This window comes from Stenotrophomonas sp. YJH_SMC_135 (assembly GCF_059372355.1).
This window is the reverse complement of sequence record NZ_JCAFVN010000008.1, coordinates 33562-59978: the sequence shown is the minus strand read 5'-3', so window position 1 is coordinate 59978 and position 26417 is coordinate 33562. Positions and strand designations below refer to the sequence as shown.

27 protein-coding genes are annotated in these 26417 nt (G+C 68.6%); 14 read left to right on the top strand and 13 right to left on the bottom strand.

The genetic code is table 11. The features are described from left to right. Positions 1–7: 7 nt before the first annotated feature. A complete protein-coding gene (locus AC5P98_RS19955; protein WP_049419562.1) occupies positions 8–1438 on the bottom strand; it encodes a sensor histidine kinase in 1431 nt (476 codons plus the stop codon). Continuing rightward, positions 1431–2105, bottom strand: coding sequence for a response regulator (locus tag AC5P98_RS19950; protein ID WP_005413615.1), 675 nt, complete (start codon positions 2103–2105; stop codon positions 1431–1433). Before AC5P98_RS19950 ends, AC5P98_RS19955 begins: the two co-directional genes overlap by 8 nt. Before the next feature lie 62 nt (positions 2106–2167). Between AC5P98_RS19950 and AC5P98_RS19945 the strand changes: the two genes are divergently transcribed. From AC5P98_RS19945 to AC5P98_RS19935, 3 genes are read left to right on the top strand one after another with little or no spacing between them, the layout of a single operon-like run. After that, a complete protein-coding gene (locus tag AC5P98_RS19945; RefSeq protein ID WP_049419561.1) occupies positions 2168–3415 on the top strand; it encodes a TolC family protein in 1248 nt (415 codons plus the stop codon). Beyond that, complete coding sequence (locus AC5P98_RS19940) at positions 3412–4584, top strand: efflux RND transporter periplasmic adaptor subunit (RefSeq protein ID WP_049419560.1); 1173 nt, start codon at positions 3412–3414, stop codon at positions 4582–4584. The genes AC5P98_RS19945 and AC5P98_RS19940 overlap by 4 nt, the downstream gene beginning before the upstream one ends. Then, the gene (locus AC5P98_RS19935; RefSeq protein ID WP_495230178.1) at positions 4581–7658 is read left to right on the top strand and encodes an efflux RND transporter permease subunit; all 3078 of its coding nucleotides are present in this window, start codon (positions 4581–4583) and stop codon (positions 7656–7658) included. The genes AC5P98_RS19940 and AC5P98_RS19935 overlap by 4 nt, the downstream gene beginning before the upstream one ends. A 100-nt stretch (positions 7659–7758) precedes the next feature. Here AC5P98_RS19935 and AC5P98_RS19930 read toward each other — a convergent pair whose 3' ends face one another. After that, complete coding sequence (locus AC5P98_RS19930; protein WP_049406377.1) at positions 7759–8502, bottom strand: SDR family oxidoreductase; 744 nt, start codon at positions 8500–8502, stop codon at positions 7759–7761. Between the two features lie 106 nt (positions 8503–8608). On the opposite strand from AC5P98_RS19930, the gene AC5P98_RS19925 reads away from it, so the two are divergent. After that, positions 8609–9562 (top strand): LysR family transcriptional regulator, encoded by a 954-nt coding sequence (locus AC5P98_RS19925; RefSeq protein WP_049406375.1) that lies wholly within the window; start codon positions 8609–8611, stop codon positions 9560–9562. A gap of 66 nt (positions 9563–9628) precedes the next feature. Here AC5P98_RS19925 and AC5P98_RS19920 read toward each other — a convergent pair whose 3' ends face one another. The 8 genes from AC5P98_RS19920 to dkgB all read right to left on the bottom strand — a co-directional run bounded on the left by AC5P98_RS19920 (position 9629) and on the right by dkgB (position 16163). Beyond that, a complete protein-coding gene (locus AC5P98_RS19920) occupies positions 9629–10996 on the bottom strand; it encodes a heavy metal sensor histidine kinase (RefSeq protein WP_049406373.1) in 1368 nt (455 codons plus the stop codon). Next, positions 10993–11691, bottom strand: coding sequence for a heavy metal response regulator transcription factor (locus tag AC5P98_RS19915; RefSeq protein WP_049406371.1), 699 nt, complete (start codon positions 11689–11691; stop codon positions 10993–10995). Before AC5P98_RS19915 ends, AC5P98_RS19920 begins: the two co-directional genes overlap by 4 nt. A 45-nt stretch (positions 11692–11736) precedes the next feature. After that, complete coding sequence (copD, locus tag AC5P98_RS19910; RefSeq protein WP_049406369.1) at positions 11737–12621, bottom strand: copper homeostasis membrane protein CopD; 885 nt, start codon at positions 12619–12621, stop codon at positions 11737–11739. A gap of 10 nt (positions 12622–12631) precedes the next feature. After that, positions 12632–13009 carry a copper homeostasis periplasmic binding protein CopC gene (copC, locus tag AC5P98_RS19905; protein ID WP_032962626.1) on the bottom strand — a complete coding sequence of 126 codons (378 nt, stop codon included), beginning with the start codon at positions 13007–13009 and terminating at the stop codon, positions 12632–12634. 113 nt (positions 13010–13122) lie between these two features. Then, the gene (locus tag AC5P98_RS19900) at positions 13123–13446 is read right to left on the bottom strand and encodes a MoaF-related domain-containing protein (RefSeq protein WP_032962628.1); all 324 of its coding nucleotides are present in this window, start codon (positions 13444–13446) and stop codon (positions 13123–13125) included. Continuing rightward, positions 13443–14381, bottom strand: a complete 939-nt coding sequence (locus tag AC5P98_RS19895) for a cyclase family protein (protein WP_087786657.1) — start codon at positions 14379–14381, stop codon at positions 13443–13445. The genes AC5P98_RS19900 and AC5P98_RS19895 overlap by 4 nt, the downstream gene beginning before the upstream one ends. A 19-nt stretch (positions 14382–14400) precedes the next feature. Next, complete coding sequence (locus AC5P98_RS19890) at positions 14401–15348, bottom strand: TIGR03571 family LLM class oxidoreductase (protein ID WP_049406365.1); 948 nt, start codon at positions 15346–15348, stop codon at positions 14401–14403. An 11-nt stretch (positions 15349–15359) separates the two neighbouring features. Next, entirely contained in the window at positions 15360–16163 is an 804-nt protein-coding gene (gene dkgB, locus AC5P98_RS19885; RefSeq protein ID WP_049419559.1) for a 2,5-didehydrogluconate reductase DkgB, read from the bottom strand. Positions 16164–16281: 118 nt separating this feature from the next. Between dkgB and AC5P98_RS19880 the strand changes: the two genes are divergently transcribed. Then, complete coding sequence (locus AC5P98_RS19880) at positions 16282–17184, top strand: LysR family transcriptional regulator (RefSeq protein ID WP_046430882.1); 903 nt, start codon at positions 16282–16284, stop codon at positions 17182–17184. A gap of 369 nt (positions 17185–17553) precedes the next feature. Here AC5P98_RS19880 and AC5P98_RS19875 read toward each other — a convergent pair whose 3' ends face one another. Beyond that, the gene (locus tag AC5P98_RS19875; RefSeq protein WP_049407919.1) at positions 17554–18030 is read right to left on the bottom strand and encodes a MerC domain-containing protein; all 477 of its coding nucleotides are present in this window, start codon (positions 18028–18030) and stop codon (positions 17554–17556) included. 32 nt (positions 18031–18062) lie between these two features. Here AC5P98_RS19875 and AC5P98_RS19870 point away from each other — a divergent pair, with 32 nt between their 5' ends. The 8 genes from AC5P98_RS19870 (at position 18063) to AC5P98_RS19835 (ending at position 24689) form a co-directional block, all read left to right on the top strand. Beyond that, positions 18063–18596, top strand: a complete 534-nt coding sequence (locus AC5P98_RS19870) for a ZrgA family zinc uptake protein (RefSeq protein WP_049407921.1) — start codon at positions 18063–18065, stop codon at positions 18594–18596. Further along, positions 18593–19288, top strand: coding sequence for an ABC transporter ATP-binding protein (locus AC5P98_RS19865; RefSeq protein WP_049407923.1), 696 nt, complete (start codon positions 18593–18595; stop codon positions 19286–19288). Before AC5P98_RS19870 ends, AC5P98_RS19865 begins: the two co-directional genes overlap by 4 nt. Continuing rightward, complete coding sequence (locus AC5P98_RS19860) at positions 19281–20534, top strand: ABC transporter permease (RefSeq protein ID WP_049407924.1); 1254 nt, start codon at positions 19281–19283, stop codon at positions 20532–20534. The genes AC5P98_RS19865 and AC5P98_RS19860 overlap by 8 nt, the downstream gene beginning before the upstream one ends. A 2-nt stretch (positions 20535–20536) precedes the next feature. Next, positions 20537–21088 (top strand): DUF3299 domain-containing protein, encoded by a 552-nt coding sequence (locus tag AC5P98_RS19855; RefSeq protein WP_049407926.1) that lies wholly within the window; start codon positions 20537–20539, stop codon positions 21086–21088. Then, positions 21078–21698, top strand: coding sequence for a DUF3299 domain-containing protein (locus tag AC5P98_RS19850; protein WP_049407928.1), 621 nt, complete (start codon positions 21078–21080; stop codon positions 21696–21698). The genes AC5P98_RS19855 and AC5P98_RS19850 overlap by 11 nt, the downstream gene beginning before the upstream one ends. Then, complete coding sequence (locus AC5P98_RS19845; protein ID WP_049407929.1) at positions 21698–22444, top strand: hypothetical protein; 747 nt, start codon at positions 21698–21700, stop codon at positions 22442–22444. Before AC5P98_RS19850 ends, AC5P98_RS19845 begins: the two co-directional genes overlap by 1 nt. A gap of 150 nt (positions 22445–22594) precedes the next feature. Next, entirely contained in the window at positions 22595–24127 is a 1533-nt protein-coding gene (locus AC5P98_RS19840) for an MFS transporter (RefSeq protein ID WP_049407931.1), read from the top strand. Positions 24128–24131: 4 nt separating this feature from the next. After that, positions 24132–24689, top strand: a complete 558-nt coding sequence (locus AC5P98_RS19835) for a TetR/AcrR family transcriptional regulator (protein ID WP_049407933.1) — start codon at positions 24132–24134, stop codon at positions 24687–24689. A 184-nt stretch (positions 24690–24873) separates the two neighbouring features. Here the strand turns inward: AC5P98_RS19835 and AC5P98_RS19830 are convergent, their stop codons facing one another. Then, a complete protein-coding gene (locus AC5P98_RS19830) occupies positions 24874–25755 on the bottom strand; it encodes an AraC family transcriptional regulator (RefSeq protein WP_197557485.1) in 882 nt (293 codons plus the stop codon). A gap of 106 nt (positions 25756–25861) precedes the next feature. On the opposite strand from AC5P98_RS19830, the gene AC5P98_RS19825 reads away from it, so the two are divergent. Further along, positions 25862–26398 carry a carboxymuconolactone decarboxylase family protein gene (locus AC5P98_RS19825; protein WP_019659816.1) on the top strand — a complete coding sequence of 179 codons (537 nt, stop codon included), beginning with the start codon at positions 25862–25864 and terminating at the stop codon, positions 26396–26398. Positions 26399–26417: the final 19 nt, after the last annotated feature.

The window sequence follows — 26417 nt, the reverse complement described above, 5'->3', positions numbered from 1 at the left end:
CGGGACATCAACGGCGCCCACCAAGGTGGGCGTCTACCGGAATCCGTGGGTCGGGGTGCTTTCGCGAACGGAAACGCAACCCCACGCGCGCGCCACCGAGTGGCGCCGTTTCGATCATCAATATCGCGCCATGCCGCTGCGCGATCTCGGCCACGATCGCCAGCCCCAGCCCGCAGCCATCTCCCTCGCTGCTGGCCCGGTAGAACCGTTCCGTGACGCGCGCGCGCTCGGCTTCGGCGATACCTGTACCGTCATCGTCCACCCACACCTGCACGCCCTCGGCATCCCGCTGTAGTCCCAGGGTGATTACGCCGGGCACGGCACCGTAGCGCAGCGCGTTGTCCAGCAGGTTGCCCAATGCTTCGCGCAGCAGCTGCGGATCGCCCTGTACCTGCACGCCGTCGTCTGGCCCCTCGTAGCCCAGGTCAACGCCCGCCGCCAACGCACGGTCGGCGTAGCGCTCCACCACCCCGCGTGCCAACGCAGCCAGGTCGACCGGTTGCAGTGGCAGTGCACTGCCATGCGGATCTTCCGAGCGGCTGAGCATCAGCAGCTGGTTGACCAGATGCTGCAAGCGGGCCAGCCCGGCCAGCGTGCCGGACAGCGCCAGCTGCTGGGCCTGCGGGTCGTGCTGGCGCAATGAACTCTCCAGTTCCACCTGCATCGCCGCCAAGGGCGTGCGCAGCTGGTGCGCGGCATTGCTGACAAAGCGCCGCTGCGCATCCTGCATCGCGTCCAGACGCTGCAGCAGCGCGTTGTAGGCCTCCACCGCCGGCCACAGTTCGCGCGGTGCCTCCTGCGCGGGGTCCAACGGTGCCAACGGATCCGGACGCGGGCTGGCCAGCCGCCGCGCCACCTGGTTGGCATGGCGTGCAGCCGCGCCGGTACCGGACCAGGCCAGCCACGCGGCCAGCGCCAGGATCGCGGCCTGGAACGGGATGCTGGCCAGCAGCAGCTTGCGCTCCAGCCGGTGGCGTTTGCGAAGCGTCTCAGCCACGCGCAGCCGGATGTCATGGCCCGGTCCGGCGCTGACCACCACCTCGACCATGCGCACGGCCTGACCACGCAGCCGCGCATCATAGTAGACCGCGTCGTCACTGTTGGCGGACGTCGCCGGGCGTGGCAGGGCTTCGGGCAGGTCGCCATACAGACGCCCACCCTCGGCATCGACTACCTCGCCATGCACTTCGTCGGCGGTGTCCCAGCTGAACATGCGCGAGACGGCTGGGGTGATCTCGATCGAAGCACGACCATCCTGCACCGTCACCAGCTCGGACAACGACATCGCCGAATCCAGCAGCCAGCGGTCGTAGACCTGGCCGGCATAGAACCGGGCCAGCGCAAATGAACCCACTGCGCTGCACAGCAGCAGTACCAGCAGCGGTAGCCAAAGGCGCCTGAGCAGCAGGCCACGCAGGCTGTGAACGCGCTCAGTCACCCACGGCCTCCAGCCGGTATCCAAGCCCACGCAGCATGCGGATGCCGACGCCGGCGCGCGCCTGTTCCAGTTTGCGGCGCAGGCGGCTGACATGCACCTCGATCACCGACAGGTTGGCCTCGTGGTCCCAGCTGTACAGCGCATCGAACAAGCGCTGCTTGGTGACGGTGCGACCGGGATGCTGCATCAGTGCCTCGACCAGCGACAGCTCGCGCGCGGTCAACTCGATGCGCTGGCCTTCAACCTGCACTTCATTGCGGATGCTGTCGAAGCACAACCGGCCCAATCGCTTCTGCGCCGGTGCATCGCTGCGGCGGCGCGACAGTGCACGCAGGCGGGCTTCCAGCTCACCGAGTGCGAACGGCTTGGCCAGGTAATCGTCGCCACCGCGGTCGAGGCCGAGGATGCGGTCCTCCACACCATCGCGTGCGGTCAGGATCAGCACCGGCAGGGTGGCGCCGTCGTTGCGCAGGCGCGAGAGCAGGTCCAGGCCATCGACGTCGGGCAATGAAAGGTCCAGCACCATCACGTCATACGGTGCGCTGGCCAATGCCGCCGGCGCGTGCAGTCCACGCGAGAGGTGGTCGCACAGATGACCGGCACCCTGCAGGGCGCGGATCAGTCCATCGGCCAGAGCGGCGTCGTCTTCGATCAGCAGGATTCGCATTGCAAGCTTCGTGCAAGGTTGGGGCAAGTTTGGCGCAAGTGCATCACCTTACCGTGACGTGCATGAATTTCTCCTCTCGTCTTGCGGCCGTGCTGGCCACGCTTCTGTGCGCGCCTGCGGCTTCGGCGCTGTCCCTGCAGGAAGCGCAGCGCGCAATGGAAGCACACAACCCGGACCTGCGCGCGGCGGCATTGGAACTGCGTGGGGTGCAGGGCGATGCGCTGACCGCTGCGTTGCGGCCAGCTGCCGAGCTGTCGATCGGCAGCAGCAAGATCAGCCCGAAGCACGGCATCGGCCCGGGGCGCTGGCAGGACAAGCGGGTGGACAGCACGCTGGGCCTGGGCTGGACCTGGGAGCGCGGCGGCAAGCGCGCATTGCGCATCCGCCAGGCGGACGCGCTGCTGGAAGTGGCCGGGCTGGACATGCTCGATACCCGGCGCCGGCAGCAGGTGGCACTGCATGAAGCCTATTTCGGCCTGAAGGGCGCGCAGGAGCGGGCGCAGATTGCCGACGCCAACCGGCAGACTTCGGCCGAGCAGATGGCGGCGGCGGACAAGCAGGTCGCGACAGGGGCGATGGCACCGGTGGATCGCGCGCGGCTGGCGGTGGACGATCTCGCCGTAGCCGACGCGGCGCGCGAGGCGGCCCTGGATCTGCGCGATGCACGGCATGCGCTGGGGCTGCTGCTCGGCCGCGACGACAGCCATGACCTCAGCGCCGATGATCCGTGGCCAGACCCCGCGGGCAGGGTGGATACGGGTGCGTTCGACCCGCAGCAGCGTGCCGATCTGCGCGCGGCACGTTCGCGCCTGGCCGCGGCCGACGCCGGTGTGGCGCTGGCGCGCAGCGAGCGCCAGCGCGACATCCAGCTGGGTGTGGAGGCCGAGCGCGAGCCGACCGACATCAGCGGTGTCACCTGGGGCGTGTCATTGACCATTCCGCTCGGCGGCCCGTCACGTGCACGCGGCGCGATCCAGCGTGCCGAGGCCGACCGTGACAGCGCCGCGCTGGAGCTGCAGGTACTGCAGCGCGAAGCACGCGCCGAGCTGGACCAGCTGCAGGCCAGCGCGCAGTCCGCCGCACAGCGCCGCAGCGACTATGAGGGACTGCAGTCCGACGCCGCACGCAAGGCGGTGCAGGGCATCGAACTGGCGTACCGGCGCGGCGCCGCCAGCCTGACCGATCTGCTGGATGCGCGCCGCAGTTGGCGCGACTTCGAGGCCGCGCTGATCGATGCGCGCGCCGACCATGCCATTGCCCTGGCGCGCTGGGAAGCGGCCACATCCGTTGCTGAAGGAGAGTCCCGATGAAGTCCCCCGTCGCCCATCGCCCGCGGGCGCGACACGGCTTGCTGCCGGCCTTGCTGGCGCTGGCCTTGCTGGGCGGCTGCGGCCGTGAGCCGGCGTCCTACACCGAGGATGCGCCGCAGATCAGTGCCGGCCAGATCCAGTTTCCTGCCGGCAGCCGCCAGCTGGACGTGCTGCGCAGCGAGGCGGTGACCGCCGGCGCCAGCGCCAGCCTGCAGCTGCCGGGCCGGGTGGTCTGGGACGAGACCCGTTCCAGTGCACTGCGCACGCCGTTGCCGGGGCAGGTGGCGCGCATCGAGGCGCAGCCGGGCCAGAAAGTGAAGGCCGGCCAGGTGATTGCCTGGATCACCTCGCCCGAGTTCGGCCAGGCCCAGGCGGAGGGCGTGCGTGGCCGCGCCGAGCTGCAGCAGGCGCGCAAGGAGCTGGAGCGCACCCGCGAGCTGCATGCGGCGGGTGTGGCGTCGGGCCGCGAACTGGACGAGGCCGAGGCCAGCTTCGCCGGCAGCCAGGCCGATCATGCGCGTGCAACCGCCTTCGCCAAGGCATATGGCAATGGCCAGCGCGTCGACCAGCGCCTGCCGCTGCGCGCGCCGATCGATGGCGTGCTGGTGGAGCGACGGATGAGCCCGGGCATGGCGGTCAGCCCGGACAGCGAACAGCCGTTGGCGGTGATTGGTGATCCGGACCGCCTGTGGTTGCTGCTGGATGTTCCCGAGAGCCTGGCCGGACGCATGAAGGCGGGCATGCAGGTGAGCGTACCCGGTGCCGCTGGCCAACTGCTGCAGGCGACCCTGCAGCACGTGGATGACTTCGTCGACAGCGAACGCCGCGTGGTGCAGGCGCGCGCCGAGCTGGACAACCGTGCGCGCGGTTTCAAGGCGGGCCAGTACGTGCGTGCGCAGGTGGCAGTGCCGGCCGGGCGGGGTGTCTCGCTGCCCGATGCTGCGGTACTGCTCATCGACGGCAAGCAGGTGGTGTTCGTGGAGGAGGCCAAGGGCCGCTTCGCGCGCCGCGCCGTGCGTGCCGAGGAACTGGGCGATGGCCGCCTGTGGGTGCGCGAGGGCCTGGCCCAGGGCGCCAGGGTGGTGGTCGAAGGGGGCCTGTTGCTGCAGCAGCTGGTCGACAGTGCGCCCGCAGCCGCCAGCACCGGGACGGGGCATGCCGCGCCATGATCGATCGCCTGATTGCCTATTGCCTGCGCCAGCCGCTGATGGTGATGCTGGCGCTGCTGCTGTTCATCGGCGCTGGCATTGCCGCGTTCCGCGTGCTGCCGGTGGAAGCCTTTCCGGATGTGTCCGACACCCAGGTGACGGTGGTATCGCTGCACCCGGGCCGGGCCGCCGAAGAGGTGGAGCGCGAGGTGACGATGCCGCTGGAAGTGGCACTGTCCGGCATCCCGCATTCGGTGCGGGTGTTCTCGCATACGCAGTTCGGCCTGTCGATGATCATCCTGACCTTCGACGACAAGGCCGATGATTACTTCGCGCGGCAGCAGGTGCTGGAACGCCTGCAGGGCGTGGAGCTGCCCGAAGGGGTGACGCCGGAGCTGGAGGCGATGAGCTCGGCGGTGGGCGAAATCTACCGGTACGTGCTGAAAGGCCCGCACCTGACGCCGACCCAGCTGCGCACCGTGCAGGAATGGACGATGGAGCGCAGCCTGCGCACCGTGCCGGGCGTAGCCGATGTGATCAGTTTCGGTGGCTTCGCGCGTACGTTCCAGGTCAAGCCGGACCTGGACAAGCTGCGTGACCGCGGCATCAGCCTGGGTGAGTTCGCCGAGGCGCTGGAGAAGGGCAGCTCGAACGCGGGCGGCGGCTACGTGGAACGTGGCCAGCAGCAGTTCCTGATCCGCGGCGTCGGACTGATGCGTTCGCCGGCCGACATCGGCAACGTGGTCGTGGCGCAGCGCAGTGGCACGCCGATCCTGGTGCGCGACCTGGCCGGCATCGCCGATACCGGCCTGCCCCGGCAGGGCCTGGTCGGCCAGGATGACAACGACGATGCGGTGTTCGGCATGGTGCTGATGCGCAAGGGCGAGAACCCGTCCGACGTGCTCGACGCCCTGCATGCGCGCATCGCCGAGATCGAAGCGAACCAGCTGCCGGCCGGGGTCAGCATCGAGCCGTTCTACGACCGCTCGTGGCTGGTCTCGACCACGCTGAAAACCGTCTTCAGCAACCTGCTGGAAGGCGCGGTGCTGGTGTTCCTGGTGCTGTGGCTGTTCCTGTACAACGCCCGTGCCGCGCTGATCGTGGCGGCGATGATGCCGCTTGCGCTGCTGTCGACCTTCCTTGGCCTGCATCTGTGGGGCGTGCCGGCCAACCTGCTGTCGTTGGGTGCGATGGACTTCGGCATCATCATCGATGGCGCGGTGATCGTGACCGAGCACATCGTCTCGCGATTGTCGAAGCTGCCACCTGCGGCCGATCGTAAGACACGGTTCTCGACCATTCTTTCGGCAGCGTCGGAAGTGGGCCGGCCGACGTTCTTCTCGATGCTGATCATCATCGCCGCGCATATCCCGATCTTCACCCTGCAGCGCCAGGAAGGCCGCATGTTCGCGCCGATGGCGTACTCGGTGACCTCGGCACTGATCGGCGCGCTGATCCTGGCGCTGACCGTGGTGCCGTTGTTCTGCTACTGGTGGCTGCGGCGCGACCGCATGCGCGACGGCAATCCGCTGATGGACCGCCTGACCGGCTGGTACCGGCCGGTCCTGGAGCGCGCACTGGCCCGCCCGCGTGCGGTAGTGCTGACCGCGGTTGCGCTGCTGGTCGGCACGCTGGCATTGGGCACGCGGCTGGGTTCGGAGTTCCTGCCCGAGCTGGACGAAGGATCGATCTGGCTGACGGCCACGCTCGACCCGAGCACCAGCCTGGGCGAAGCGCAGCAGCAGTCGCGGCGCATCCGTGAGCTGGTCGGCACGTTCCCGCAGGTATCGACGGTGGTGGCCAAGCTGGGACGCCCGGAAGACGGCTCCGATGCCAAGGGCGCCAACCAGATCGAGGCGCTGGTGGCGTTGAAGCCGGAGAAGGAATGGCCGAAGGGCGTGGGCAAGCGACAGCTGGTGAGCGACCTGCAGCGCACGCTGGAGCAGCGCATTCCGGGGCCCGAGTTCTCGATTTCGCAGCCGGTGCGCGACAACATCCTGGAGAGCATCTCGCAGATCAAGGGCCAGGTGGTGATCAAGGTCAGCGGCTCGGATCTGGACGTATTGAACCAGCAGGCACAGGCGATCCTGGGCCAGGTACGCGGCGTGGAGGGCGTGGAGAGCGCCTTCATCGACCGCGACGGGTCATTGCCGCAGCTGCAGATCGAGATCGACCGCGACCGCGCCGCGCGCTATGGCCTGAACGTACGCGACGTCGACGAAGTGATCGAGACCGCACTGGGCGGGCGCCAGGTCGGCGAGCTGTGGGAGGGTGACCGCAGGTTCCCCATCACCCTGCGCCTGGACGATGCCGATCGTGACCTGCAGCGGCTGCGTACGGTGCCGGTTGGCATCGGCGATGGCCACACGGTGACGCTGTCCGACGTGGCCGACTTCCGCATGGCCAGCGGCGCGATCAACATCTCGCGCGAGAACGCACAGCGGGTGAAGGCGGTGAGCATCTTCATCGCCGGCCGCGACATGGGCAGCGTGGTGGCTGACATGCGCAAGCGCGTGGATGCCAGCGTACAGCTGCCGGAAGGCTATCGGCTGGAGTGGTCCGGCGAGTTCGAGAACCAGCAGCGTGCGATGAAGCGGCTGGGCTGGGTGATTCCGCTGTCGGTGCTGATCATCTTCGTGCTGCTGTTCGATGCCTTCAAGGACATCAGCAGCGCCGCGCTGATCCTGGCCAACGTGCCACTGGCGATGATCGGCGGCATCCTGGCCCTGTGGCTGACCGGCATTCCGCTGTCGGTGTCGGCGGCAATCGGCTTCATTGCATTGTTCGGGCAAGCGGTGCTGAACGGCGTGGTGATGCTCAGCCGCTTCGCCCAGTTGCGCGAGCAGGGCATGGACCTGCTGCAGTCGGTGGTGCAGGGCTCGCTGCAACGCCTGCGCACGGTGCTGATGACCGCACTGCTGGCGATGTTCGGCCTGCTGCCGATGGCGACCTCGCATGCCATTGGCGCCGAGACCCAGAAGCCGCTGGCGGTGGTGGTGATCGGTGGCCTGCTGTCGGCGATGCTGCTGACCCTGCTGGTACTGCCCACGCTGTACTACTGGGTGCATCACCGCCGCGAGGCCCGCACGGGCTGACGGCGATATCCGGCTCTCCGCCCGGTAGAGGCCAACCTTGGTTGGCAGACGGCGAAGCGCCCACCAAGGTGGGCGACTACCGGTGTGCGATGGCCGCGGCCTACACCATTCCGCCGTTGGCGCGCAGCACCTGGCCGTTGATCCATCCGCCATCGGCACCTGCCAGGAACCCCACCGCGCCGGCGATGTCCTCCGGCGTACCCAGCCGCTCCAGGGGGTTCATCTTCGCCAACCGCTCGATCAGCTCGGGCGATTTTCCATCCAGGAACAGATCGGTGGCGGTCGGTCCGGGCGCCACGGCGTTCACGGTGATGTTGCGCCCGCGCAGCTCCTTGCTGAGGATCGCGCCCATCGTCTCCACCGCCGCCTTGCTGGCCGCATACACGCTGTAGTTCTCCAGCCGGATGCCGACCACGCTGGTGGACAGGGTGATCAGCCGGCCACCGTCGCGCACCCGTCGCGCGCTTTCGCGCAGCACGTTGAAGGCGCCCCTGAGGTTGATGCCGATCACCCGCTCGAACAGGGCGTCGTCGGTATCGGCCAGTGGTGCCAGCTGCAGCACCCCGGCGCTGTTGACCACCACGTCGATGCCGCCGAAACGGGCTTCGATGGCGTCGAACAGCTGGCGCACCGCCTGCGGATCGGACACATCGGCCTGCAGCGCGGTGGCCTGCGCGCCGGCGGCGTTGAGTTCGGCCGCCAAGGCTTCGGCGTCGTCGCGGCGGCCCGCATAGTTGATCGCGACCGCGTGGCCATCGGCGGCGAGCCGACGCGAGATGGCGGCACCGATGCCACGGGATCCGCCGGTGACCAGGGCGACAGAGCGGGCGGGGGAGAGGGTCATGGTGGCTTCCACGGGGACACGCCGAAGTGGCGCAGCGCCATCTTCGCGAAATCGCGCTTTCGGATAATCCTGCATAATCCGCCAACATCATCCGGATAGCCGAACAATGGACCGCTTCACGGCCATGCGCGCCTTCGTCCGTATCGTCGAGCGCCGCAGCTTCACCCGGGCCTCCGAGGACCTGGGCCTGCCGCGGGCCACGGTGACCGACGCGATCAAGGCGCTGGAACAGCGGCTGGGCGTGCGCCTGCTGCACCGGACCACGCGGCTGGTGGTGCCGACGCTGGAAGGCGAGGCCTTCTATGGTCGTTGCCTGCGCCTGATCGCCGACATGGACGACGCGGAGGCCGCCTTCCGTGACGCGCCGCCGCGCGGCCCCTTGCGCATTGAGGTGCATGGCACGCTGGGCCGGCACCTGCTGTTTCCCCACCTGCCGGGGTTCCTGCAGCGCTACCCGGAGATCGAACTGGAGGTCAGCGAAGGCGACCGCTATGTCGATCTGCTGCGCGAAGGCGTGGATGCGGCGCTGCGGGTGGGGACGCTGGCCGACAGCGATCTGGCGGCGCGCCGGTTGGCGATGCTGCGCGAGGTCACGGTGGCCGCGCCGGGCTACCTGCAGGCCAAGGGCGTGCCAGGCAGCATCGAGTCCCTACTGGGCGGCCATGAAATGGTGGGCTATCGCTCCAGCGCCACCGGCCAGCTGATTCCGCTGGAGTTTCAGCAGGGCGGGCAGGTGCTCTACGTGCCGCTGCCGGTGCGGGTGCGTGTGTCCGGTGCGGATGCGTTCCTCGGCGCCGCGCTGGCGGGCCTGGGCATCATCCAGGCTCCGCGCTACCGGATGGACCCGTATATCGCGCGCGGGCAGCTGGTGGAGCTGTTGCCGGACGCGCCGCCGACCCCAAGCCCGTTGAGCCTGGTCTACCCGCGCAACCGCACGCCGTCGCCACGCCTGCGGGTGTTCATCGACTGGGTGGCCGGGGTGTTCGAGCAGACCGGGGGGGCCGGCCAGCGGCCGGCACTACCGGAGCGGCACGCGAAGCTGTCCGACCCCAGGGGGTAGTGCTGACCGCTGGCCGGCAACCGCAATGCGCTTGATGTACCCCGGGGGGGCGGCCGGCGGCCGGCACTACCGGGCTGCGGCGCTCGGCAGCACCAACTCGAACACGGTGCCGGTGTCATCGGACGCAACACTCACGCTGCCGCCATGCGCCTGTGCAATCGCGCGGGTGATCGCCAGCCCCAGCCCCGCACCTTCGTGGCGGCCACGCTCGCCGCGGTAGAAACGATCGAACAGGCGCGGCAGCGCTTCGGCGGAAATCGGCGTGCCGACGTTGTGCACGCTGACCCTGCACACGCCATCGGCCTCGGCCAGCCGTACCCGCACCTCGCTGCTGGCAGTGGCGTGCTTCAACGCGTTCGACAGCAGGTTGGCGATCGCCCGGTGCAGCATCAAGCGGTTGCCTTCCACGCTCGCCACGCCTTCGCGATGCAGGGTCAACTGCCGGTCCTCAGCCAACAGCTCGTAGAACTCCAACAGTGAATCCACCACCCCATGCAGCGCCACCGGCTCGCGCGAAGGCAGCGCACCCGGCGCCTCGGCCTGCGCCAGGTACAGCAGGTCACCCACGGTCTGTGCCAGCTGCTGCAGTTCCTCGGCGCAGGACGCCAGCGTCTCGCGGTAGGCCTCGTTGCTGCGCGGGTGCGCCAGCACCACCTGAACCTGGGTGAGCATGTTGGTGATCGGGGTGCGCAGCTCGTGGGCGAGATCACCGGAGAACCCGGTCAGCCGCGCGAAGTCCTGCTGCAGGCGTGCCAGCATGCCGTTGAGGGTCTGCGCCAGCTGCTCCAGTTCGGCCGGTGCACTGCGCGCGCTCAGGCGCCGCTGCAGGCGCCCGGCGGTGATCTGCCGGGCTTCATCGGCCAACGTACGCAGCGGCCGCAGCGTGCGCCGCACCACGTAGCCACCGAGCAGGCTGCTGGTCACGGCGGCGCCGATGATCGCGATCGCCAGCAGATGGCGGAAGCGCTCCAGGAAGTCGGCGTGACGGTTGTCATCAATGGCCAGCAGGGTCACCAGCTGGCTGCCGTCGGCCAGCGTCTGGCGCAGGTGCAGGGCATGCATGCAGCGACCATCGGTGAGGATCCAGTCGTGCCGCCGTGGCGCGGCGTCGATGGGCTGGCTGCGTGCATGCTCGCGCAGCAGTGCCGGCGCAGTGGAGAACAGTACGGTTCCGCTCCCATCAACAATGTGGAAGGCGATATCCGGATGATGGCCGAGCGCCTCTGCCAACCGCGGTCCGCGCGCGGCGGCAGGCCCATTGTCAGCGAGGTCGCGGATCAACGCGACCTTGTTTTCCAGTTCGATGAAGTCCTGGGCAACAAGATCATGGCGGGCGCTGACATAGATCGCCACGCCCAATGCGGCCAGCACCAGCGTGGCCACGATGGCGAACAGCAGTGTCAGCCGTACCGCGATGGAACGACGCAGGCTCATCCGCTGTGCACGGCACCGTCGTCCGGCGCCTCCAGCACATAGCCCATGCCGCGCACGGTGACGATCAGCTTGGCATCGAAGTCATCGTCGATCTTCGCGCGCAGGCGGCGGATCGCCACGTCGATCACGTTGGTGTCGCTGTCGAAGTTCATGTCCCACACCTGCGAGGCGATCAGCGAGCGTGGCAGCACTTCGCCCTGGCGACGCGCCAGCAGCTCCAGCAGGGTGTATTCCTTCTGGCTGAGGGCGATGCGCTGGCCGCCGCGTTCGACCCGGCGGCGCAGGGTATCCACCACCAGGTCGGCGATGATGATGCGCTCGGCCTGCGGCTGTACCTGGCCGCGACGCAGCAGGGTGCGTACCCGCGCCAGCAGCTCGGCGAAGGCGAACGGCTTGGCCAGGTAGTCATCGGCGCCCAGTTCCAGGCCCTGCACGCGGTCGGCGATGCTGCTGCGCGCGGTCAGGAACAGCACCGGTGTCTGCCACCCTCCGGCGCGCAACCGCGACAGCACGTTCCAGCCATCCAGGCCGGGCAGCATCACATCGAGAATGATCAGTTGGTACTCGCCGCTGCCGGCCAGGTGCAGCCCGTCGACGCCGTTGCAGGCGAGATCGACCACGTAGCCGGCCTCGATCAGGCCCTGGCGCAGGTAGTTGCCGGTCTTGGGTTCGTCTTCGACGATCAGCAGTTTCATGATGCGCCCATCATCGCAGCTTGCACGTGGGCTGGCTGCGCAGGCTCACGCCAACGGGTCCAGCGTACCAAGCACCGCCACGCAGGCCAGCACCAGCACGGCCAGCACCGACTCGCAGGCCAGGCTGTGGCGCAGGGAACGCAGCGGCCGCGGTTGCCAGCCGTCGCGGATGGAGGTGGCCAAGGCCGGCACCAATCGCCAGCGATGCAGCGCCGCCAACCCCAGCATGCCGACCACCAGGGCCAGCTTGAGCAGCAGCCAGCGCCCATGCGCGGTACCGGTCAGGGTCTGCACGGAACCGCCGAGATCGACATAGGTATAGGTGCCGGTCATTGCCAGCAGGGCGACGATGACCGTGCCCGGCAGGGCGAAGCTGTGCGCGGCCCGCCACAACTCGTAGGTGCGCTCGCGCAGGCGCAGGCCCTGTGGACGCAGCGCCAACTGCAGGATGGCGGCGATCGCGCCGACCCAGGCACCGGCGGCCAGCAGGTGCACGATGCCGGCCACCAGCCGCATCGTGCCACCGAATCCATCGCCGGCGGCGGCGTGGCCGTTCCAGGACAGGCTGGCCAACGCCGTGGCAGACAAAGCGAGCAGGGCCACGCGGCGCAGGCCCTGCAGCGGCGTGGCGAATGCCAGCAGGGGCAGCATCGCCAGCACCGCCACGGTACGCAGCAGGCCGGCTTTACCCACCGGCGTACCGGTGAGGAACCAGTGCGCCGTTGCAGGGTCGATGTCGGCCGGCGCGATGCCGAGCACACCGGTCAAGCGGGTGATGGCATCGGTGACCACCACGGCCACCGCGATCAGGGCGAGCGCCAGCGAGACGCCGCGCGGCAGCCCCGGACGGACGAACAGCATCCGCCCGAACAGCAGCATCAGCACCAGGTACAGCGCCAGCCGCAGCGCATACGGCGAGAGCTCGGCCACGACGGCAGCCTTACTTCACGGTGAAACGGTACGTGCCAGTGATCGGGTGGCTGTCCTGGCCCACCGCGCGCCACTGCAGTGCGTAGCTGCCTGCCGGCAAGGGCTTGGCGAAGCGTGCCCGCAGGGTGTGGCCATCTTCGGAGAGCTCCTGCGCAGTGGTGGGCATGGCCATCTTCATGCGGCCATGGTCCATGCTCAGTTCGATGCGGGTGGCACGCGGCATCACCTTCTCGCTGAACTGCAGCTCGATCTGGCTGGCCGGCGCCACGGTCGCGTCGGCGGCCGGCGTCGAGCGCACCAGGCTGGGATGGGCCAGGGCCAGCGGCGCAACCGCGAGGCCGGAAACGAGGACAACAAGGGCGGTGGAGCGGAGCAGGGGACGGGCCATGCGTGGGACACCTGTGGAAGACATGGCCCACAGGGTGGAGGGCAGCGCCTTTCGCTGCCCTGACCCCTGCATTACCGATCTGTAATGTTTCGTCCGCCGGCCGCTGGCCCGCATCACAGCGCGTGCAGCGGCCCCTGCATGCGATGGAAACTGCCATCGGTGGCGGTGAACCAGGCCAGCGAATGCCCGCCCGCGAAGTCATCGACATGCACGACCGTAGCGCCATCGGCTTCCTGCCACGAAATGGCATAGACCCCGTCGCTGATCCGCTGCCACTCACAGGCGGCTTCGCCCCGCGCACCGGCATAGGCGCCGGAGACGATGGCGTACTGCACGTGGCGGCCATCGGCGCTGTAGACATTGTCGGCGGCCAGGCCGTCATAGCTGACGCGGAAGCGGCGGCCGGCGAACACGGGAAGGTCAGCGGCGGTGTTCATCGGATTGCCACCGGGTTGATGTTGACCTGGGTCGAACCGACGTACAGCGGCTGGCCGAGTACGAACAGGAATTCCCAGGCCTTGTCGCGCACCAGGGCACGGCTGTCGATCAGCTCCAGGTTGTAGATGCCACGCTTGGCCAGCATGTACTGGTTGATCGGGAACTCCTCGGCACCGTTCGGGTTCGGGTAGACCTCCGAGGCCCAGGTGTCGCCACCGAAGGCGACGATGCCCTGGTCGGCCAGCCACTTCGCCGCCTCCATGCCGATACCCGGTTCCACTTCCAGGAACTGTTTGTCGTCCTTGCCGATCAGTTCCAGCCAGCCGGTGTTGAACAGCACCACGTCGCCCTTGCGCAGGCGCAGCCCCTGCTTCTTCAGCACGGCCTGGATGTCGGCCACGGTGAACTCGGTGCCGCCGGGCACGATCGCCTTGCCGTAGTACGCGGTCATGTCCAGCACGACGCCACGGGTGACCATCGGCGGCACCTTCTCGACGCCGAGCTTGCGCACCCCGTCCACGGTGACGAAGTCGGCGGCCTTGTTGCCGTTGTAGTAGACGTTGTCGATGCCGATATGGCCGATGCCGTTGAGCTGGGTGCCAACGCCGGTCCAGGCGTTCACCAGTTCATCGTTGAAGGTGAACTTGTTGGGGCCCAGCGACTTGCCAGCCTGCTGGCCGACCTGCACGTTGTACAGGCGGAAGCTGCGGTGGCGGAACGCGGGCAGGTTCTTGTCCACCGGCACCGCCAGCGGATAGGTCTTGCCGGTCCTGACCAGCGAGACCGCGTGCTTGACCACGTCAGCGGTGAGCAGGTTGGCCGCGCCGATCTCGTCGTTGGCGCCGTAGGTAGAGGGATACCACTCCTCGGCGGTGGCCTGGAAGGACAGCGGCAGGGTGGCCAGCGCAAGCGCGGCCAGGGTCTTCATCTTCATGGCAAAGCTCCGGTAACTGTCAGGCCGTCGCGGTGGCGCCGGCATGGGCCGGGAAGTGCGGCAGCACGTACTCGGCGATTTCGTGGAAGGTTTCGGCCAACGGCCGTTCGTTGCGGCGGAACTGCAGACCGATGTGGTCGACACCGGCCGCCTGCATGGCGTGCAGCTCGGCCAGCAGGGCGTTGCGGCCGCCGCGCAGGCCGAAGCGCCAGCGCTGCAGAGGAGCATCGGCATCGGCCACCAGGTCCAGGTGGATGAAGCTGGCATAGGGCTTGTTGCCGGCCACGGCGCGCCAGGCCGCCACGCGTTGTACATGGTCCTGCGGCGTGCCCGGGTAGGCCAGGCAGCCATCCATGTGCTGGCCGATCCACGCCGGTTGCTGCTGGGCCAGGCCGGCCACGAACAGCGGCAGGGCCGGGCCATCCGCGGGCAGCACGTCCAGGCCCTGCGGCAGGTGCGCGGCGGCGCCTTCGCGCAGCAGTGCGATGTGCTCGCGGAAGCGGCTGCCACGGCTGTCGAAGTCGCGGCCGAACAGCGGGTACTCCACCGGGCGGTCGCCACTGGCCACGCCCAGCAGCAGGCGGTCACCGCTCAGCCGCTGCACGCTGCGTGCCGACTTCAGGGTCAGCAACGGCTCGCGGATCGGCAGCACCACCGCGCCGGTACCCAGCAGGATGTGCTCGGTGATGCCGGCCAGGTAGCCGAGGTAACTGAACACCTCGAACACCTGTGCGGCATCGCCGAAGGCCGGGTCGTACACCGGCACGTCGCGTACCCACAGCGCACGGAAGCCAAGGCGGTCGGCCAACCGTGCCAGCTCCGCATGGCGCTGCAGGTCCGGTTCGCCGGGCAGGCGTCGCGCGGCGTGTCGTGCCTGTTCGCCCAGCGGCGTCCAGTCATTGTCCAGCGGTGCTTCGATGCCGATGCTGAAACCACCGGCCTGCAGCCGCGTCAACGCACTGCCCATGGCGAGGCTCCTCAGTCCCAGGCCGGGGCCAGGCCCGGCGGATCCACTTCGCGGCCGTTGCGGTCAAGCGCGGCGATCGCGGCCATGTCATCGGCATCCAGGTGCAGGTCCTGGGCAAGCAGATTGCTGGCCAGGTTCTCGCGCTTGGTCGAGGACGGGATGACCGAGTAACCCAGTTGCAGCGCCCACGCCAGCGCGACCTGGGCGACGGTGGCCTGGTGCTTGTCGGCGATGGCGGCCAGCACCGGGTCCTTCAGCACCTTGCCGTAGGCCAGGGTCATGTAGGAGGTGACGGTGATGCCTTGTTCCTGCAGGAAGGCAGTCAGTGCCGGGTTCTGCAGGTAGGGGCTCAGTTCGATCTGGTTGGTGGCGATCTCGCCGGCGCCGACCACCTCGATGGCCTGCCGGGTCAGCTCGATGTTGAAGTTGGACACACCGATCTGGCGGGTCAGGCCCAGCGTCTTCGCTTCGGCCAGAGCGGTCATGTACTCGCGCAGTTCAACGCCATTGCCCGGCGCCGGCCAGTGGATCAGCAGCAGGTCGACGTACCCGGTGCGCAGCTTGGCCAGGCTGTCGCGCAGGCTCGGGATCAGCTTGTCGGCGGCGTAGTTGTCCACCCAGATCTTGGTGGTCAGGAACAGCTCGTCGCGCGGGACGCCGGATTCGGCGATGGCCTGGCCGACCTCGGCTTCGTTGCCGTAGATCTGCGCGGTATCGACCGCACGGTAGCCGACGTCGAGGGCGTTGCGCACCGAATCGATGACGGTCTGGCCGGTCAGGCGGAAGGTGCCGACGCCAAAGGAAGGAACGCTCATGATGGACTCCAGGGACTTCGTTGAGAGCCGGTGGGCTCGGGACAGGGCGAAGTGTGGGCGCTTTACATTTGTTGATTAAGCCGTGTATACGGGAAACGCTTTTGCGCCGAGGTAAAAAATGAAAACCACCCTGGATGAGCTGAAGGCCTTCGTGGCCGTGGTCGACAGTGGTTCGATCACGGCAGCGGCCGAGGAGCTGGAGCTGACCATCTCGGCCACCAGCCGCACCCTGGCGCGGCTGGAGGACAAGCTGCAGACCACGCTGCTGCGGCGGACCACGCGGCGGCTGGAACTGACCGAGGAAGGCGCGGCGTTCCTGGAGTACGCGCGCACGATCCTGGCCACGGTGGACGAGGCCGAGGAACAGATGGCCGCGCGGCGGCTGCAGCCGGTCGGGCGCCTGCGCGTGGATGCGGCCACGCCATTCATGCTGCACGTGATCGTGCCGCTGCTTGAGGGGTTCCGTGAGCGCTACCCGCAGGTGGAGCTGGAGCTGAATTCCAATGAAGGCATCACCGACCTGATCGAGAAGCGCACCGACGTAGCATTCCGCATTGGCGTGCTGCGCGATTCCACCCTGCATGCGCGGCCGATCGGCCACAGCCGCATCCGCGTGGTGGCCAGCCCCGAGTACCTGCGCCGGCATGGCACGCCCACGCGGGTGGAGCAGCTGCGCGAGCACGACCTGCTTGGCTTCACCCAGCCCAGTTCGTTGAACGAATGGCCGCTGCAGGATGCCGATGGTGGGCCTTTCGTGATCGAGCCGGCGATTGCTTCATCCAGTGGCGAGACACTGCGGCAGATGGCGGTGACCGGGCTGGGCATCGCCTGCCTGTCCGACTTCCTGACCCGCCAGGACCGGCGTGACGGCCGCCTGGTGCAGTTGTTCGCCAAGCAGACGCAGGAGGTGCGCCAGCCGATCAACGCGGTGTACTACCGCAACACGGCGCTGGCCGCGCGCATCACCTGTTTCGTCGACCACGTGACGCAGACGCTCGGCCAGCGTCCGTTTGACGAATAAGGCGGGGTAGAGCCGGCCGCTGGCCGGCTGCCGGGTCTCTGGGGCTGCCGGCCAGCGGCCGGCACTACCAAATGCGCGTCACCTGTTGCGTTGCCCATGCATGGAGGGTAGAGCCGGCCGCTGGCCGGCTGCCGGGTCTCTGGGCTGCCGGCCAGCGGCCGGCACTACCAGCTGCGTATCCCCTGATGCATGGCCCATGCATGGAGGGGTAGCGCCGGCCGCTGGCCGGCTGCCGGGTCTCTGGGGCTGCCGGCCAGCGGCCGGCACTACCAGCTGTGTATCACCTGATGCGTGGCCCATGCATGGAGGGGGTAGAGCCGGCCGCTGGCCGGCTGCCGGGATCCCGCAGCTGCCGGCCAGCGGCCGGCACTACCGGCGGTTGTGCAGCGCGCGCCGGTTGCCGATGTGCGCGCATGCCAGCAGCACGCCACCACCAGCTGTCGCCACGCCATGCCAGAGCAGTGATTCCTTCAGCGGCAGGTATAGCGAGGCCGGCAACAGCAGGAGGGCGCCGACGCAGGCCAGCCTTGCAGGTCGCCAGCGCCCATGCCGGTGAACCCCGGCCAAGGTGCTCGCCAAGGCCAGCGACGAGGCCAGCAGCGCAAACACCCATTCCCAGCGCGACATCATCAGCAGCGCCGTCATCGCGCCATGGCCGGGGTGCTGGAACGAGCGCAGCGCCATCATCGCTGCCGGCACGAAGGCCAACAGCAGGGGCAGGGCGATGCAATGGGCGGCGCAGGCCAGGGACAGCCAGGCCCCGGCTAGATCGAAGCGGGGGTGCCAGCGTGCCGAAGCTGGCGGCTGGGCCAAGGCCCTTGCAGGTGTCGTGGGAATGTGGTCCATAATGTTACATAGTAACAATTGGAGTCTCCCCCATGAAGCGTTCTGCTGCTCTTTTCCTGCTGCTGGCTGCCAGTGCCGCGCAGGCCCATGACATCCGCCAGCACGCACCGCACGTACACGGCCAGGCCACCGTCGATCTTGCGCTTGACCAGCAGACGCTGGAATTCGCCCTGCAGGCACCCGGCATCGGCATCCTTGATTACGAGCGACCGCCGGCCAATGCAACCGAGCAGGCCGCGCTGGCGCGTGCGACTGCGCTGCTGCAGGGCGGCAGCTGGGTCACCTTGCCCACCGCCGCGGGCTGCCGCCTTATCGCGAACGATGCCAGGGCCGAGGGCTTCGATGCGATGGCTGCCGCGCCGCCGCCCGGTCAGCATCGCCACGCAGGGTTCAGCGCAACCCTGCGGTACCAGTGCACCAAGCCTGCCGGGTTGCGGGCCATCGTGGTGCGCTTGCCCGTGCTGTTCCCGGGCCTGCATGAAGTGATCGTCAACAGCACCACCGCCCATGGCCAGAACCGCAGCGTGTTGACTGCGGACAATCTGCGCGTGGTGCCGGCACCGTGAGCATGCGACCGGTGATCGTGCTGGATGGCGTGCAGTTCGGCTATGGCCGGCGGCTGGTGCTGGACGTGCCGCGGCTATGGATCGAGCAGGGCAGCAGCGTGCTGCTGCGCGGAATCAGTGGCGGTGGCAAGAGCACGCTGCTGGGCCTGCTGGCGGGCGTGCTGCTGCCCGGCAAGGGCCGCATCGAAGTCGCCGGCCACGCGCTGCAGGCGATGCGCGGTGCCGCGCGGGATCGCTTCCGCGCCGACCACCTGGGCGTGATCTTCCAGCAGTTCAACCTGCTGCCGTTTCTCAGCGTGCGCGACAACATCGCACTGGGCCTGCGCTTCTCGCGCCTGCGCAGTGCGCGCATCAGCGGGCCGTTGAATGCCGAGATCGCGCGACTGCTGCAGGCCCTGCAGCTGGACCCCGGGCTGATGCAGCGCCGCGCCGGCACGCTCAGCGTCGGCCAGCAACAACGCGTGGCGGCGGCACGCGCGCTGATCGGCCGCCCGGCGTTGCTGCTGGCTGATGAGCCGACCTCGGCGCTCGACCGCGACGCGGCGACCGCGTTCCTGAAGCTGATGTCGGCGCAATGCGAGGCGGCCGGCACCACGGTGCTGGTGGTCAGCCATGACGACAGCCTGCAGCGGTTGTTCGACCGCACGATTGCCCTGTCTCAGATCAACCAGGCAGGTGCCGGCCATGCTTGAGCTTGCCTGGGCCAGCCTGCGCAGCCGTGCGTTGAGCGTGGGCCTGACCGTGCTGGTCATCACCCTCAGCGTGGTGCTGTTGCTGGGCGTCGAGCGCGTGCGCACGCAGGCACACGAAGGCTTCGCCAGCACCGTGTCCGGTACCGACCTGATCGTCGGTGCGCGTTCGGGGCCGGTGAACCTGCTGCTGTACTCGGTGTTCCATATCGGTGACCCGACCAACAACGTGTCCTGGCAGTCCTACCAGGAGCTGTCCGCGTTGCCGCAGGTGAAGTGGGCGGTGCCACTTTCGCTGGGCGATTCCTGGCGCGGCTACCGCGTGGTCGGTACCAGCGATGGCTATTTCGAGCACTACCGCTACGGCGCCGGGCACGCGCTTGCGTTTGCGAGCGGACGGCCGTTCGATGACCTGTATGACGTGGTGATCGGTGCCGAGGTGGCACAGGCACAGAAGGTCGGTCTCGGTGACCAGATCGTGCTGGCGCACGGCACCGGCGCGGTCACCCTGGCCACGCATGCCGACAAGCCGTTCCGGGTCTCCGGCATCCTGCAGCGCACCGGCACGCCGGTCGACTCGTCGCTGCTGGTCTCGCTGCCGGCGATCGAGGCGATCCATGTCGACTGGCGATCGGGCGTGCAGCTGCGCAGCCAGCGCGTCAGCGCCGAGCAGGCGCGTCATCTGGATCTGACCCCGACCAGCATCACCGCCTTCATGCTCGGCCTGAACTCGCGCATCGCCACGTTCTCGGTGCAGCGCAGGATCAACGAGTATCCGGACGAGGCGATGCTGGCGATCCTGCCCGGCGTCACGCTGCAGCAGTTGTGGCAGTCGCTGGGCATGGCCGAACGGGCGCTGCAGCTGATCAGCGCAATGGTGGTGGCACTCGGCATGGTCTCGCTGGTGGCGCTGCTGGTCTCGACCCTGCAGGAGCGGCGGCGCGAGATGGCGATCCTGCGTGCCACCGGGGCACGGCCGGGTTACATCGCTGCCCTGCTGGTGGTGGAGGCGGTGGCGACCAGCGCGGTGGCCTGCGCGCTGGCGCTGGTGCTTCTCGTGGTCGCCAGCATGGCCGGGCGCGGCTGGGCCCTGGCCAACTTTGGCCTGTCGATCACCCATGTCTGGCCGGACGGCCGCGAGCTGGCCTGGGTGGCAGGCGTGCTGGCGATCAGCGCGGTGGCCGGGCTGGTGCCGGCGTTGCTGGCCTACCGGCGCACGCTGGCCGATGGCCTGTCGCCGGGAGGCTGAGCATGCGCTGGATGCTGTCGCTGCCGATGCTGCTGGCACTGGCCGCCTGCGAGCGGCCGGTTGATACCGGTGTGCAGGCCCTGCCACCCTCGCCGGTTGTCGACCGCGCTGACGCTGCGGATGCGGCAGAGCAGGAACTGGACTGGTTGCAGATGATGCCGAAGGACGAGCTGGCCGCGCTGGAGCGGGGCGAGGGCCCGGAGGTCGAGCACAACGGCAACCGGCGCATGCCGCAGTTCGGTACGTTCCGCACGGTGGACACGGTGCTGCAGCGACCGGTGCGCCTGCCGGGCTACGTGGTACCGCTGGCCAACGCGCAGGACGGGCGGCTGACCGAATTCCTGTTCGTGCCGTACTACGGCGCCTGCATCCACGTGCCACCACCGCCGCCGAACCAGATCGTGCACGTGGTGCTGCCACGCCCCATCGCGATGCCGGACATGTACTCGCCGTTCTTCCTGGCCGGCACCCTGCGTGCCGAACGGCTGGATGATGATCTGGCCGGCTCCGCCTACACCATGCGCGATGCACAGCTGAGGCCTTATGAACCGTAGCCCCTTGTTGCTGGTGCTGGGATGCCTGTGGCTGGCGGGCTGTACGTCGCCGGGCGGCGATGCCGTGGTGGTCACGCCGAAGGACACGCCGGCTGCAGTCGCTACGGACGCTGCCGCCATCGACCGTTGGGATGCACTGCGGCCCGATGAAGTCACCTATCAGCGCCCGCCGCCGCAGATCGGTCTGTCACGCACTGGCATGGATGATGTGGGCGGGCTGATCGACGACACCGGCTCCGGCACGCCGCCGGGGCAGGAGATCGACCACTCCAGCCCGGACCGCGCCAAGCAGTTCGGCTCCTCGCGCGTGGTCGACGCCGTCGACGGTCGCGCGGTCGATCTGGATGGCTACGTGGTACCGCTCGGCACCAACGATGCAGGCCTGGTCGATGAACTGCTGTTCGTACCGTTCTACGGGGCGTGCATCCACGTGCCGCCACCGCCGCCGAACCAGATCATCCACGTGACCCTGGCCACGCCGATCGCGCTGGGCGACCTGTGGGATCCGTACCGGCTTGCCGGCCGCCTGCAGGTGAAGCGTTTCGACGCGGACATCGCCAGCGCGTCCTACGATGCTGCGGCGGCCACGCTGACGGCGATCCGCAACTGATGCGCCGGCGATGGCTCATGGCTGCCGGGGTGCTGCTGGTCGCGGTGGTGCTGCTGGTGTGGTGGCAGCGGCAGCGCGCACCCACCGCGCCGCCGGCGGTTGCGTTTCCAGCACCGGCGTCCGATGCCAGCCAGCGCATCGAACAGCGCCTGGGTGACGATCACGCGTTCCGCAACGACGTATTGTTCCTGCTCGCGGCAACAGTGCGCGACCGCTGCCAGCCAGCGCAGGCGGGGCTGCTGGCGCGCATGGCCAATCGTGCATCGCTGCCGGTGCTGGCGGGAGTCAGCGCGGTGACCCAGCAGGATCCATCGCTGGACCGGCCGATCTACCAGTACATCCAGCATCGCGCCGATGCGACGCGGTGCGGGCAGCTGCTGCAGATGCCGTTGGCCGGTGGGCGCAGCATGGCGTTGGACATCGAACAGTACGCGCGCACCTTCCCGGACAGCTACTTCGACCCGCAGCGCAGCAGTGAACCCCGGGATTTCGGTGGACGGTCGTTGCAGCAGCGCGCTGGCAACGCCTGCAACAGCGTGGTGTATTCGGTGCTGCCGCTGGGTGGCACCGACTGGCGGTGCAGCAGCCTGCGCGCGAATGCCCGCGCGCAGGTGCGCGGCCTGTGCGAGGACGAGCTGCGGCGCCAGCACGGGGCAACGGGCGGGGAGCTGGACATGGCCGTGGGGCAGGGCATGCAGGCGGCGGTGGTAGCGGCGATTGCTGCGCTGCCGGAAGACTGCCGGTGAAGATCCCGGACACCAGCCACGACCCGGCATGAGGGGCACGGCAACATGAACATTGCCCGCACCGCAATCTGAACCGCTGTCGCCGCCTTCATAACTATACAGGACATCCGGTATAGTTATGATCGTAATCCACCCCCATCAGGTTCTCCCATGGCTTTGTCCCAGCCCTTGGCCGGTGCTCCGGCCCTGTCGCGTGCCCGTCGCTGGGCACTGCTGTTCACCGTTGCCGCCGGCCTGCTGCTGGTCACGCTCGACAACTCCGTGCTCTACACCGCCCTGCCCACGCTGACCGAAGAACTCTCGGCCAGTGCCGGCCAGGCGCTGTGGATCATCAACGCCTATCCGCTGGTGATGGCCGGCCTGCTGCTGGGCGCGGGTACGCTGGGCGACCGCATCGGCCACCGCCGCATGTTCCTGATCGGCCTGGTGGTGTTCGGCGTGGCATCGTTGGCAGCGGCGTTCGCCGACACCGCAGGGCAGCTGATTGCCGCGCGCGCCTTGCTGGCGGTCGGCGCGGCCGCGATGATGCCGGCCACGCTGGCGCTGATCGGCCTGAGCTTCCACGAAGCGCGCGAACGCAACATCGCCATCGCGATCTGGGGTTCGGTGGCGATCGTCGGTGCGGCGCTTGGCCCGATCATCGGTGGCTGGCTGCTGCAGCATTTCTGGTGGGGCTCGGTGTTCCTGATCAACGTGCCGGTGGTGGTGGTCGCGTTCGTGGCCACGTTGCTGCTGGCACCGGAAGGCCAGCGCGACACCTCGCGACCGTGGGACCTGGTTTCGTCGCTGCTGGCTCTGGCTGCACTGTCCGGCCTGGTGCTGGCGATCAAGTCACTGATCGCTACGCCGCCGTCGTATGCGCTGGGTGCAGGCGCGCTGCTGCTGGCCGCCATCAGTGGTGCGGCGTTCGCGCGCCGCCAGCAGCAGCTGCCGTACCCGCTGCTGGACTTCGCGATCTTCCGCAATCCGGCGTTCCTGGCCGGCACGCTGTCGGCGGTGTTCACCCTGTTTGCGATGGCCGGCCTGCAGCTGGTCACCACCCAGCGCTTCCAGCTGGTGGCGGGCTTTTCGCCGCTGCAGGCGGGCCTGCTGGTGTCGGTGGCCGCGCTTGGCAGCCTGCCCAGTGCGCTGCTGGGCGGCAGCATCCTGCACCGGGTGGGCCTGCGCCCGCTGATCTGTGGCGGCCTGGCCGCAGGTGCGCTGGGTGTCGGCGTGGTGGCATTCGGCTTCCCGCACGGCCTCGGCTGGGTGGTCGCCGGCATGGCGATCACCGGCTTCGGCATGGGTTCGGCCATCTCGGTGGCGTCCACCGCCATCCTCAACAACGTACCGGCGCACCGTGCGGGCATGGCCTCGTCGGTGGAAGAGGTGTCCTACGAGTTCGGCGGCCTGCTGGCGGTGGCGATGCTGGGCAGCTTGAGCGCGGCGATGTATGGCGCATTCCTGCCGGTCTCGGCCGACATGCCCGCGCTTGCACGGGAAGGCTTCACCCAGGCGCTGCACGTGGCACGTGAAAGCGGGCAGGGCGAGTGGTTCGCACTGGCCACGGCCGCGTATGACCGCGGCTACCAGATCGTGCTGCTGGTGATCACGGTGGTGCTGGCGCTGGGCGCGTCGATCATCGCGCGCCTGCTGCGCGGCCGCGTCGGCAGCCGCGAGGGTGCGGCCGATCGCGTAAAATGAAGCGATGAGAACCAGCAAGCGCGACCGCATCCTCGACGCCGCCGTCAACGTGATCAATCGTGACGGCGTGCGTGCGGTGACCTTCGAGTCGGTGGCGGCCGAGGCCAAGCTGACCCGCGGCGGCCTGCTGTACCACTTCCCGTCGCGCGAGGCACTGCTGCGCGGCATCGACGAGCACCTGGTGCAGGCCTGGGAGGCGTCGATGGAAACGCTGCTGGGCAAGCGTGCAGACGAAGCCTCGGCGCTGGAGCGTTACCAGACCTTCGTGCGCGTCTCGGCGCAGAGCGCTACCCGTGCCGAGCTGATGTTCATGCTCGAATCGGCCGACCCGGACGCCGATGAGCGCCCGTGGGGGCCGGCGGTACGGCGTTGGGCGCCGTTGCCGCCGTCGACCGGGCAGAGCGACCCGGCCGCGCTCGACAATTTCGTGGCACGGCTGGCCGCCGACGGCCTGTGGATCTACGAGGCGATGTACGAGGGGCAGCTGGATGAAAGCGTGCGCGCCCAGGTGGCCGAACGGATCGCCGGGCTGCTGGCGAAGCCCGATGGAACGTCCAGTTGAGCGGGCAGCGGGCGCGCCGACATCGCCCGTGGTAGAGCCGACCGCTGGTCGGCTGCCCTTCGGTCAGATCACGAAAATGCCGCATCGGTAGAGTCGACTGTTGGTCGACTGCCCTTCGGTCGGACAACGAAAATCCCGCGCGTCGCGCGATAGTCGACCAGCGGTCGACTCTACCCCCTCGCCTTTACCCAGCCTGCGCGGCTCCCGCGGCCAACCACGCCCTCGGCGACGCCCCCAGCCGCTTGCGGAACGCCTTCGACAACGAAGCGGTATCGGCAAACCCCACCTCGATCGCCACCTGCTTGACCGCCACGCCGGCCCGCAGCTGCGCGCAGGCCAGGCTCAGCCGCCAGTCCAGCAGGTAGCTGGCTGGCGTTGCCTGCATCACGTCCTTGAACACGGCCGCGAACGCGCTGCGCGACATGCCGGCGGTCGCGGCCATGCGCGGCAGCGTCCATTCGTCCTGCGGTGCCTGGTGCATCGCCACCAGCGCGCGTGCCAGCCGCGCATCGGACAGCCCCCGCATCAACCCGTGGCTGACGCCGGCTGCATCCGGGTGGTCGACCACCCAGCGCAGGATCTGGATCAGCGCCACCTCGAACAGGCGGTTGGTCAGCAGCCGTGACCCGCAGCGCTGGCGATCGGCTTCGGCGAACAGCAGCTGCAGGGTGTCATCCAGTTCGGTGATCGCGGCCAGCGGTACCACCATCACCGGTGGCAGCGACTGCACGATCGGATTGCGCGCGCCACCATCGAAATCCAGCGTGGCACAGGTGAAATCCGGGCCGTCCAGCGGAGCGTTGAAGAACACATGGTGCAGCGGCTGCGGATACAGCAGGAGGCTGGGTGTATCGATCTTCAAGCGGGGCAGCGCGCTATCGCCCCCAGGATGACGGACTTCCATCTCACCCTGGCGCAGGATGTGCAGGAACGCACGACCGGGCTGCGGCTCGAAGACATGCTGCCCGCACAGCGGGCCACTGTGGAACAGCGCCGCCTGCACCCGGAAGCGTTCCAGCAGCGAGGAGAGTCGATCTGGCGCAGGGGTGGCGGCAGGCATGCTCATGGACGTATGGACAACATATGTGGCTCATTGAGGATGTTACGTCCAGGGAGTCTACCTAGGATGAGCGGGTCGTCCAATCCCGGGCGCTTTCCCAAGGAGATCCACCATGTCCCGTGTCCCTCTGATCGATGCCGCCAACACCACCGCCGACCGCCAGGCCCTGCTGGGCCAGGTCCACGCTGCCTTCGGCGCCACCCCGGCCATGTTCCGCGCCGTGGCCAACTCGCCGGCTGCCCTGCAGAGCATGTGGGGTTCGTTCGGCGCGCTGGGCGGCGGTCGCCTGTCGCCGCTGCTGGGCGAGCAGATCGCCGTGGCCATCGCCAACCGCAACGCCTGCGAGTACTGCCTGGCCGCACACACGGCATTGGGCCGCAAGGCCGGCGCCAGCAGTGAGCAAATGGCTGCCGCGCAGATCGGCCAGTCCAGCGACCCGGCCACTGCGGCGGCGCTCGACTTCGCGTTGAAGGTGGTCGAGCAGCGTGCGCAGATCGCCGACGGCGACGTGCAGGCGCTGCGCGCGGCCGGCTTCGATGATGAGCAGGTCGTCGAGATCCTCGCGCATGTGGCGCTCAACCTGTTCACCAACTACGTCAACGTGGCGTTCGACGTGCCGGTGGACTTCCCGAAGGTCGCGCTGCGCTGAGGCGTACCGGGCCGGGGGA

Bases quoted from the DNA above. Each gene is read 5' to 3' on its own strand.
- AC5P98_RS19950 (WP_005413615.1), bottom strand. From the start codon at position 2,105: ATGCGAATCCTGCTGATCGAAGACGACGCCGCTCTGGCCGATGGACTG.
- AC5P98_RS19945 (WP_049419561.1), top strand. From the start codon at position 2,168: ATGAATTTCTCCTCTCGTCTTGCGGCCGTGCTGGCCACGCTTCTGTGC.
- AC5P98_RS19940 (WP_049419560.1), top strand. From the start codon at position 3,412: ATGAAGTCCCCCGTCGCCCATCGCCCGCGGGCGCGACACGGCTTGCTG.
- AC5P98_RS19935 (WP_495230178.1), top strand. From the start codon at position 4,581: ATGATCGATCGCCTGATTGCCTATTGCCTGCGCCAGCCGCTGATGGTG.
- AC5P98_RS19930 (WP_049406377.1), bottom strand. From the start codon at position 8,502: ATGACCCTCTCCCCCGCCCGCTCTGTCGCCCTGGTCACCGGCGGATCC.
- AC5P98_RS19925 (WP_049406375.1), top strand. From the start codon at position 8,609: ATGGACCGCTTCACGGCCATGCGCGCCTTCGTCCGTATCGTCGAGCGC.
- AC5P98_RS19920 (WP_049406373.1), bottom strand. From the start codon at position 10,996: ATGAGCCTGCGTCGTTCCATCGCGGTACGGCTGACACTGCTGTTCGCC.
- AC5P98_RS19915 (WP_049406371.1), bottom strand. From the start codon at position 11,691: ATGAAACTGCTGATCGTCGAAGACGAACCCAAGACCGGCAACTACCTG.
- copC (WP_032962626.1), bottom strand. From the start codon at position 13,009: ATGGCCCGTCCCCTGCTCCGCTCCACCGCCCTTGTTGTCCTCGTTTCC.
- AC5P98_RS19900 (WP_032962628.1), bottom strand. From the start codon at position 13,446: ATGAACACCGCCGCTGACCTTCCCGTGTTCGCCGGCCGCCGCTTCCGC.
- AC5P98_RS19895 (WP_087786657.1), bottom strand. From the start codon at position 14,381: ATGAAGATGAAGACCCTGGCCGCGCTTGCGCTGGCCACCCTGCCGCTG.
- AC5P98_RS19890 (WP_049406365.1), bottom strand. From the start codon at position 15,348: ATGGGCAGTGCGTTGACGCGGCTGCAGGCCGGTGGTTTCAGCATCGGC.
- dkgB (WP_049419559.1), bottom strand. From the start codon at position 16,163: ATGAGCGTTCCTTCCTTTGGCGTCGGCACCTTCCGCCTGACCGGCCAG.
- AC5P98_RS19880 (WP_046430882.1), top strand. From the start codon at position 16,282: ATGAAAACCACCCTGGATGAGCTGAAGGCCTTCGTGGCCGTGGTCGAC.
- AC5P98_RS19875 (WP_049407919.1), bottom strand. From the start codon at position 18,030: ATGGACCACATTCCCACGACACCTGCAAGGGCCTTGGCCCAGCCGCCA.
- AC5P98_RS19870 (WP_049407921.1), top strand. From the start codon at position 18,063: ATGAAGCGTTCTGCTGCTCTTTTCCTGCTGCTGGCTGCCAGTGCCGCG.
- AC5P98_RS19860 (WP_049407924.1), top strand. From the start codon at position 19,281: ATGCTTGAGCTTGCCTGGGCCAGCCTGCGCAGCCGTGCGTTGAGCGTG.
- AC5P98_RS19855 (WP_049407926.1), top strand. From the start codon at position 20,537: ATGCGCTGGATGCTGTCGCTGCCGATGCTGCTGGCACTGGCCGCCTGC.
- AC5P98_RS19850 (WP_049407928.1), top strand. From the start codon at position 21,078: ATGAACCGTAGCCCCTTGTTGCTGGTGCTGGGATGCCTGTGGCTGGCG.
- AC5P98_RS19845 (WP_049407929.1), top strand. From the start codon at position 21,698: ATGCGCCGGCGATGGCTCATGGCTGCCGGGGTGCTGCTGGTCGCGGTG.
- AC5P98_RS19840 (WP_049407931.1), top strand. From the start codon at position 22,595: ATGGCTTTGTCCCAGCCCTTGGCCGGTGCTCCGGCCCTGTCGCGTGCC.
- AC5P98_RS19835 (WP_049407933.1), top strand. From the start codon at position 24,132: ATGAGAACCAGCAAGCGCGACCGCATCCTCGACGCCGCCGTCAACGTG.
- AC5P98_RS19830 (WP_197557485.1), bottom strand. From the start codon at position 25,755: ATGAGCATGCCTGCCGCCACCCCTGCGCCAGATCGACTCTCCTCGCTG.
- AC5P98_RS19825 (WP_019659816.1), top strand. From the start codon at position 25,862: ATGTCCCGTGTCCCTCTGATCGATGCCGCCAACACCACCGCCGACCGC.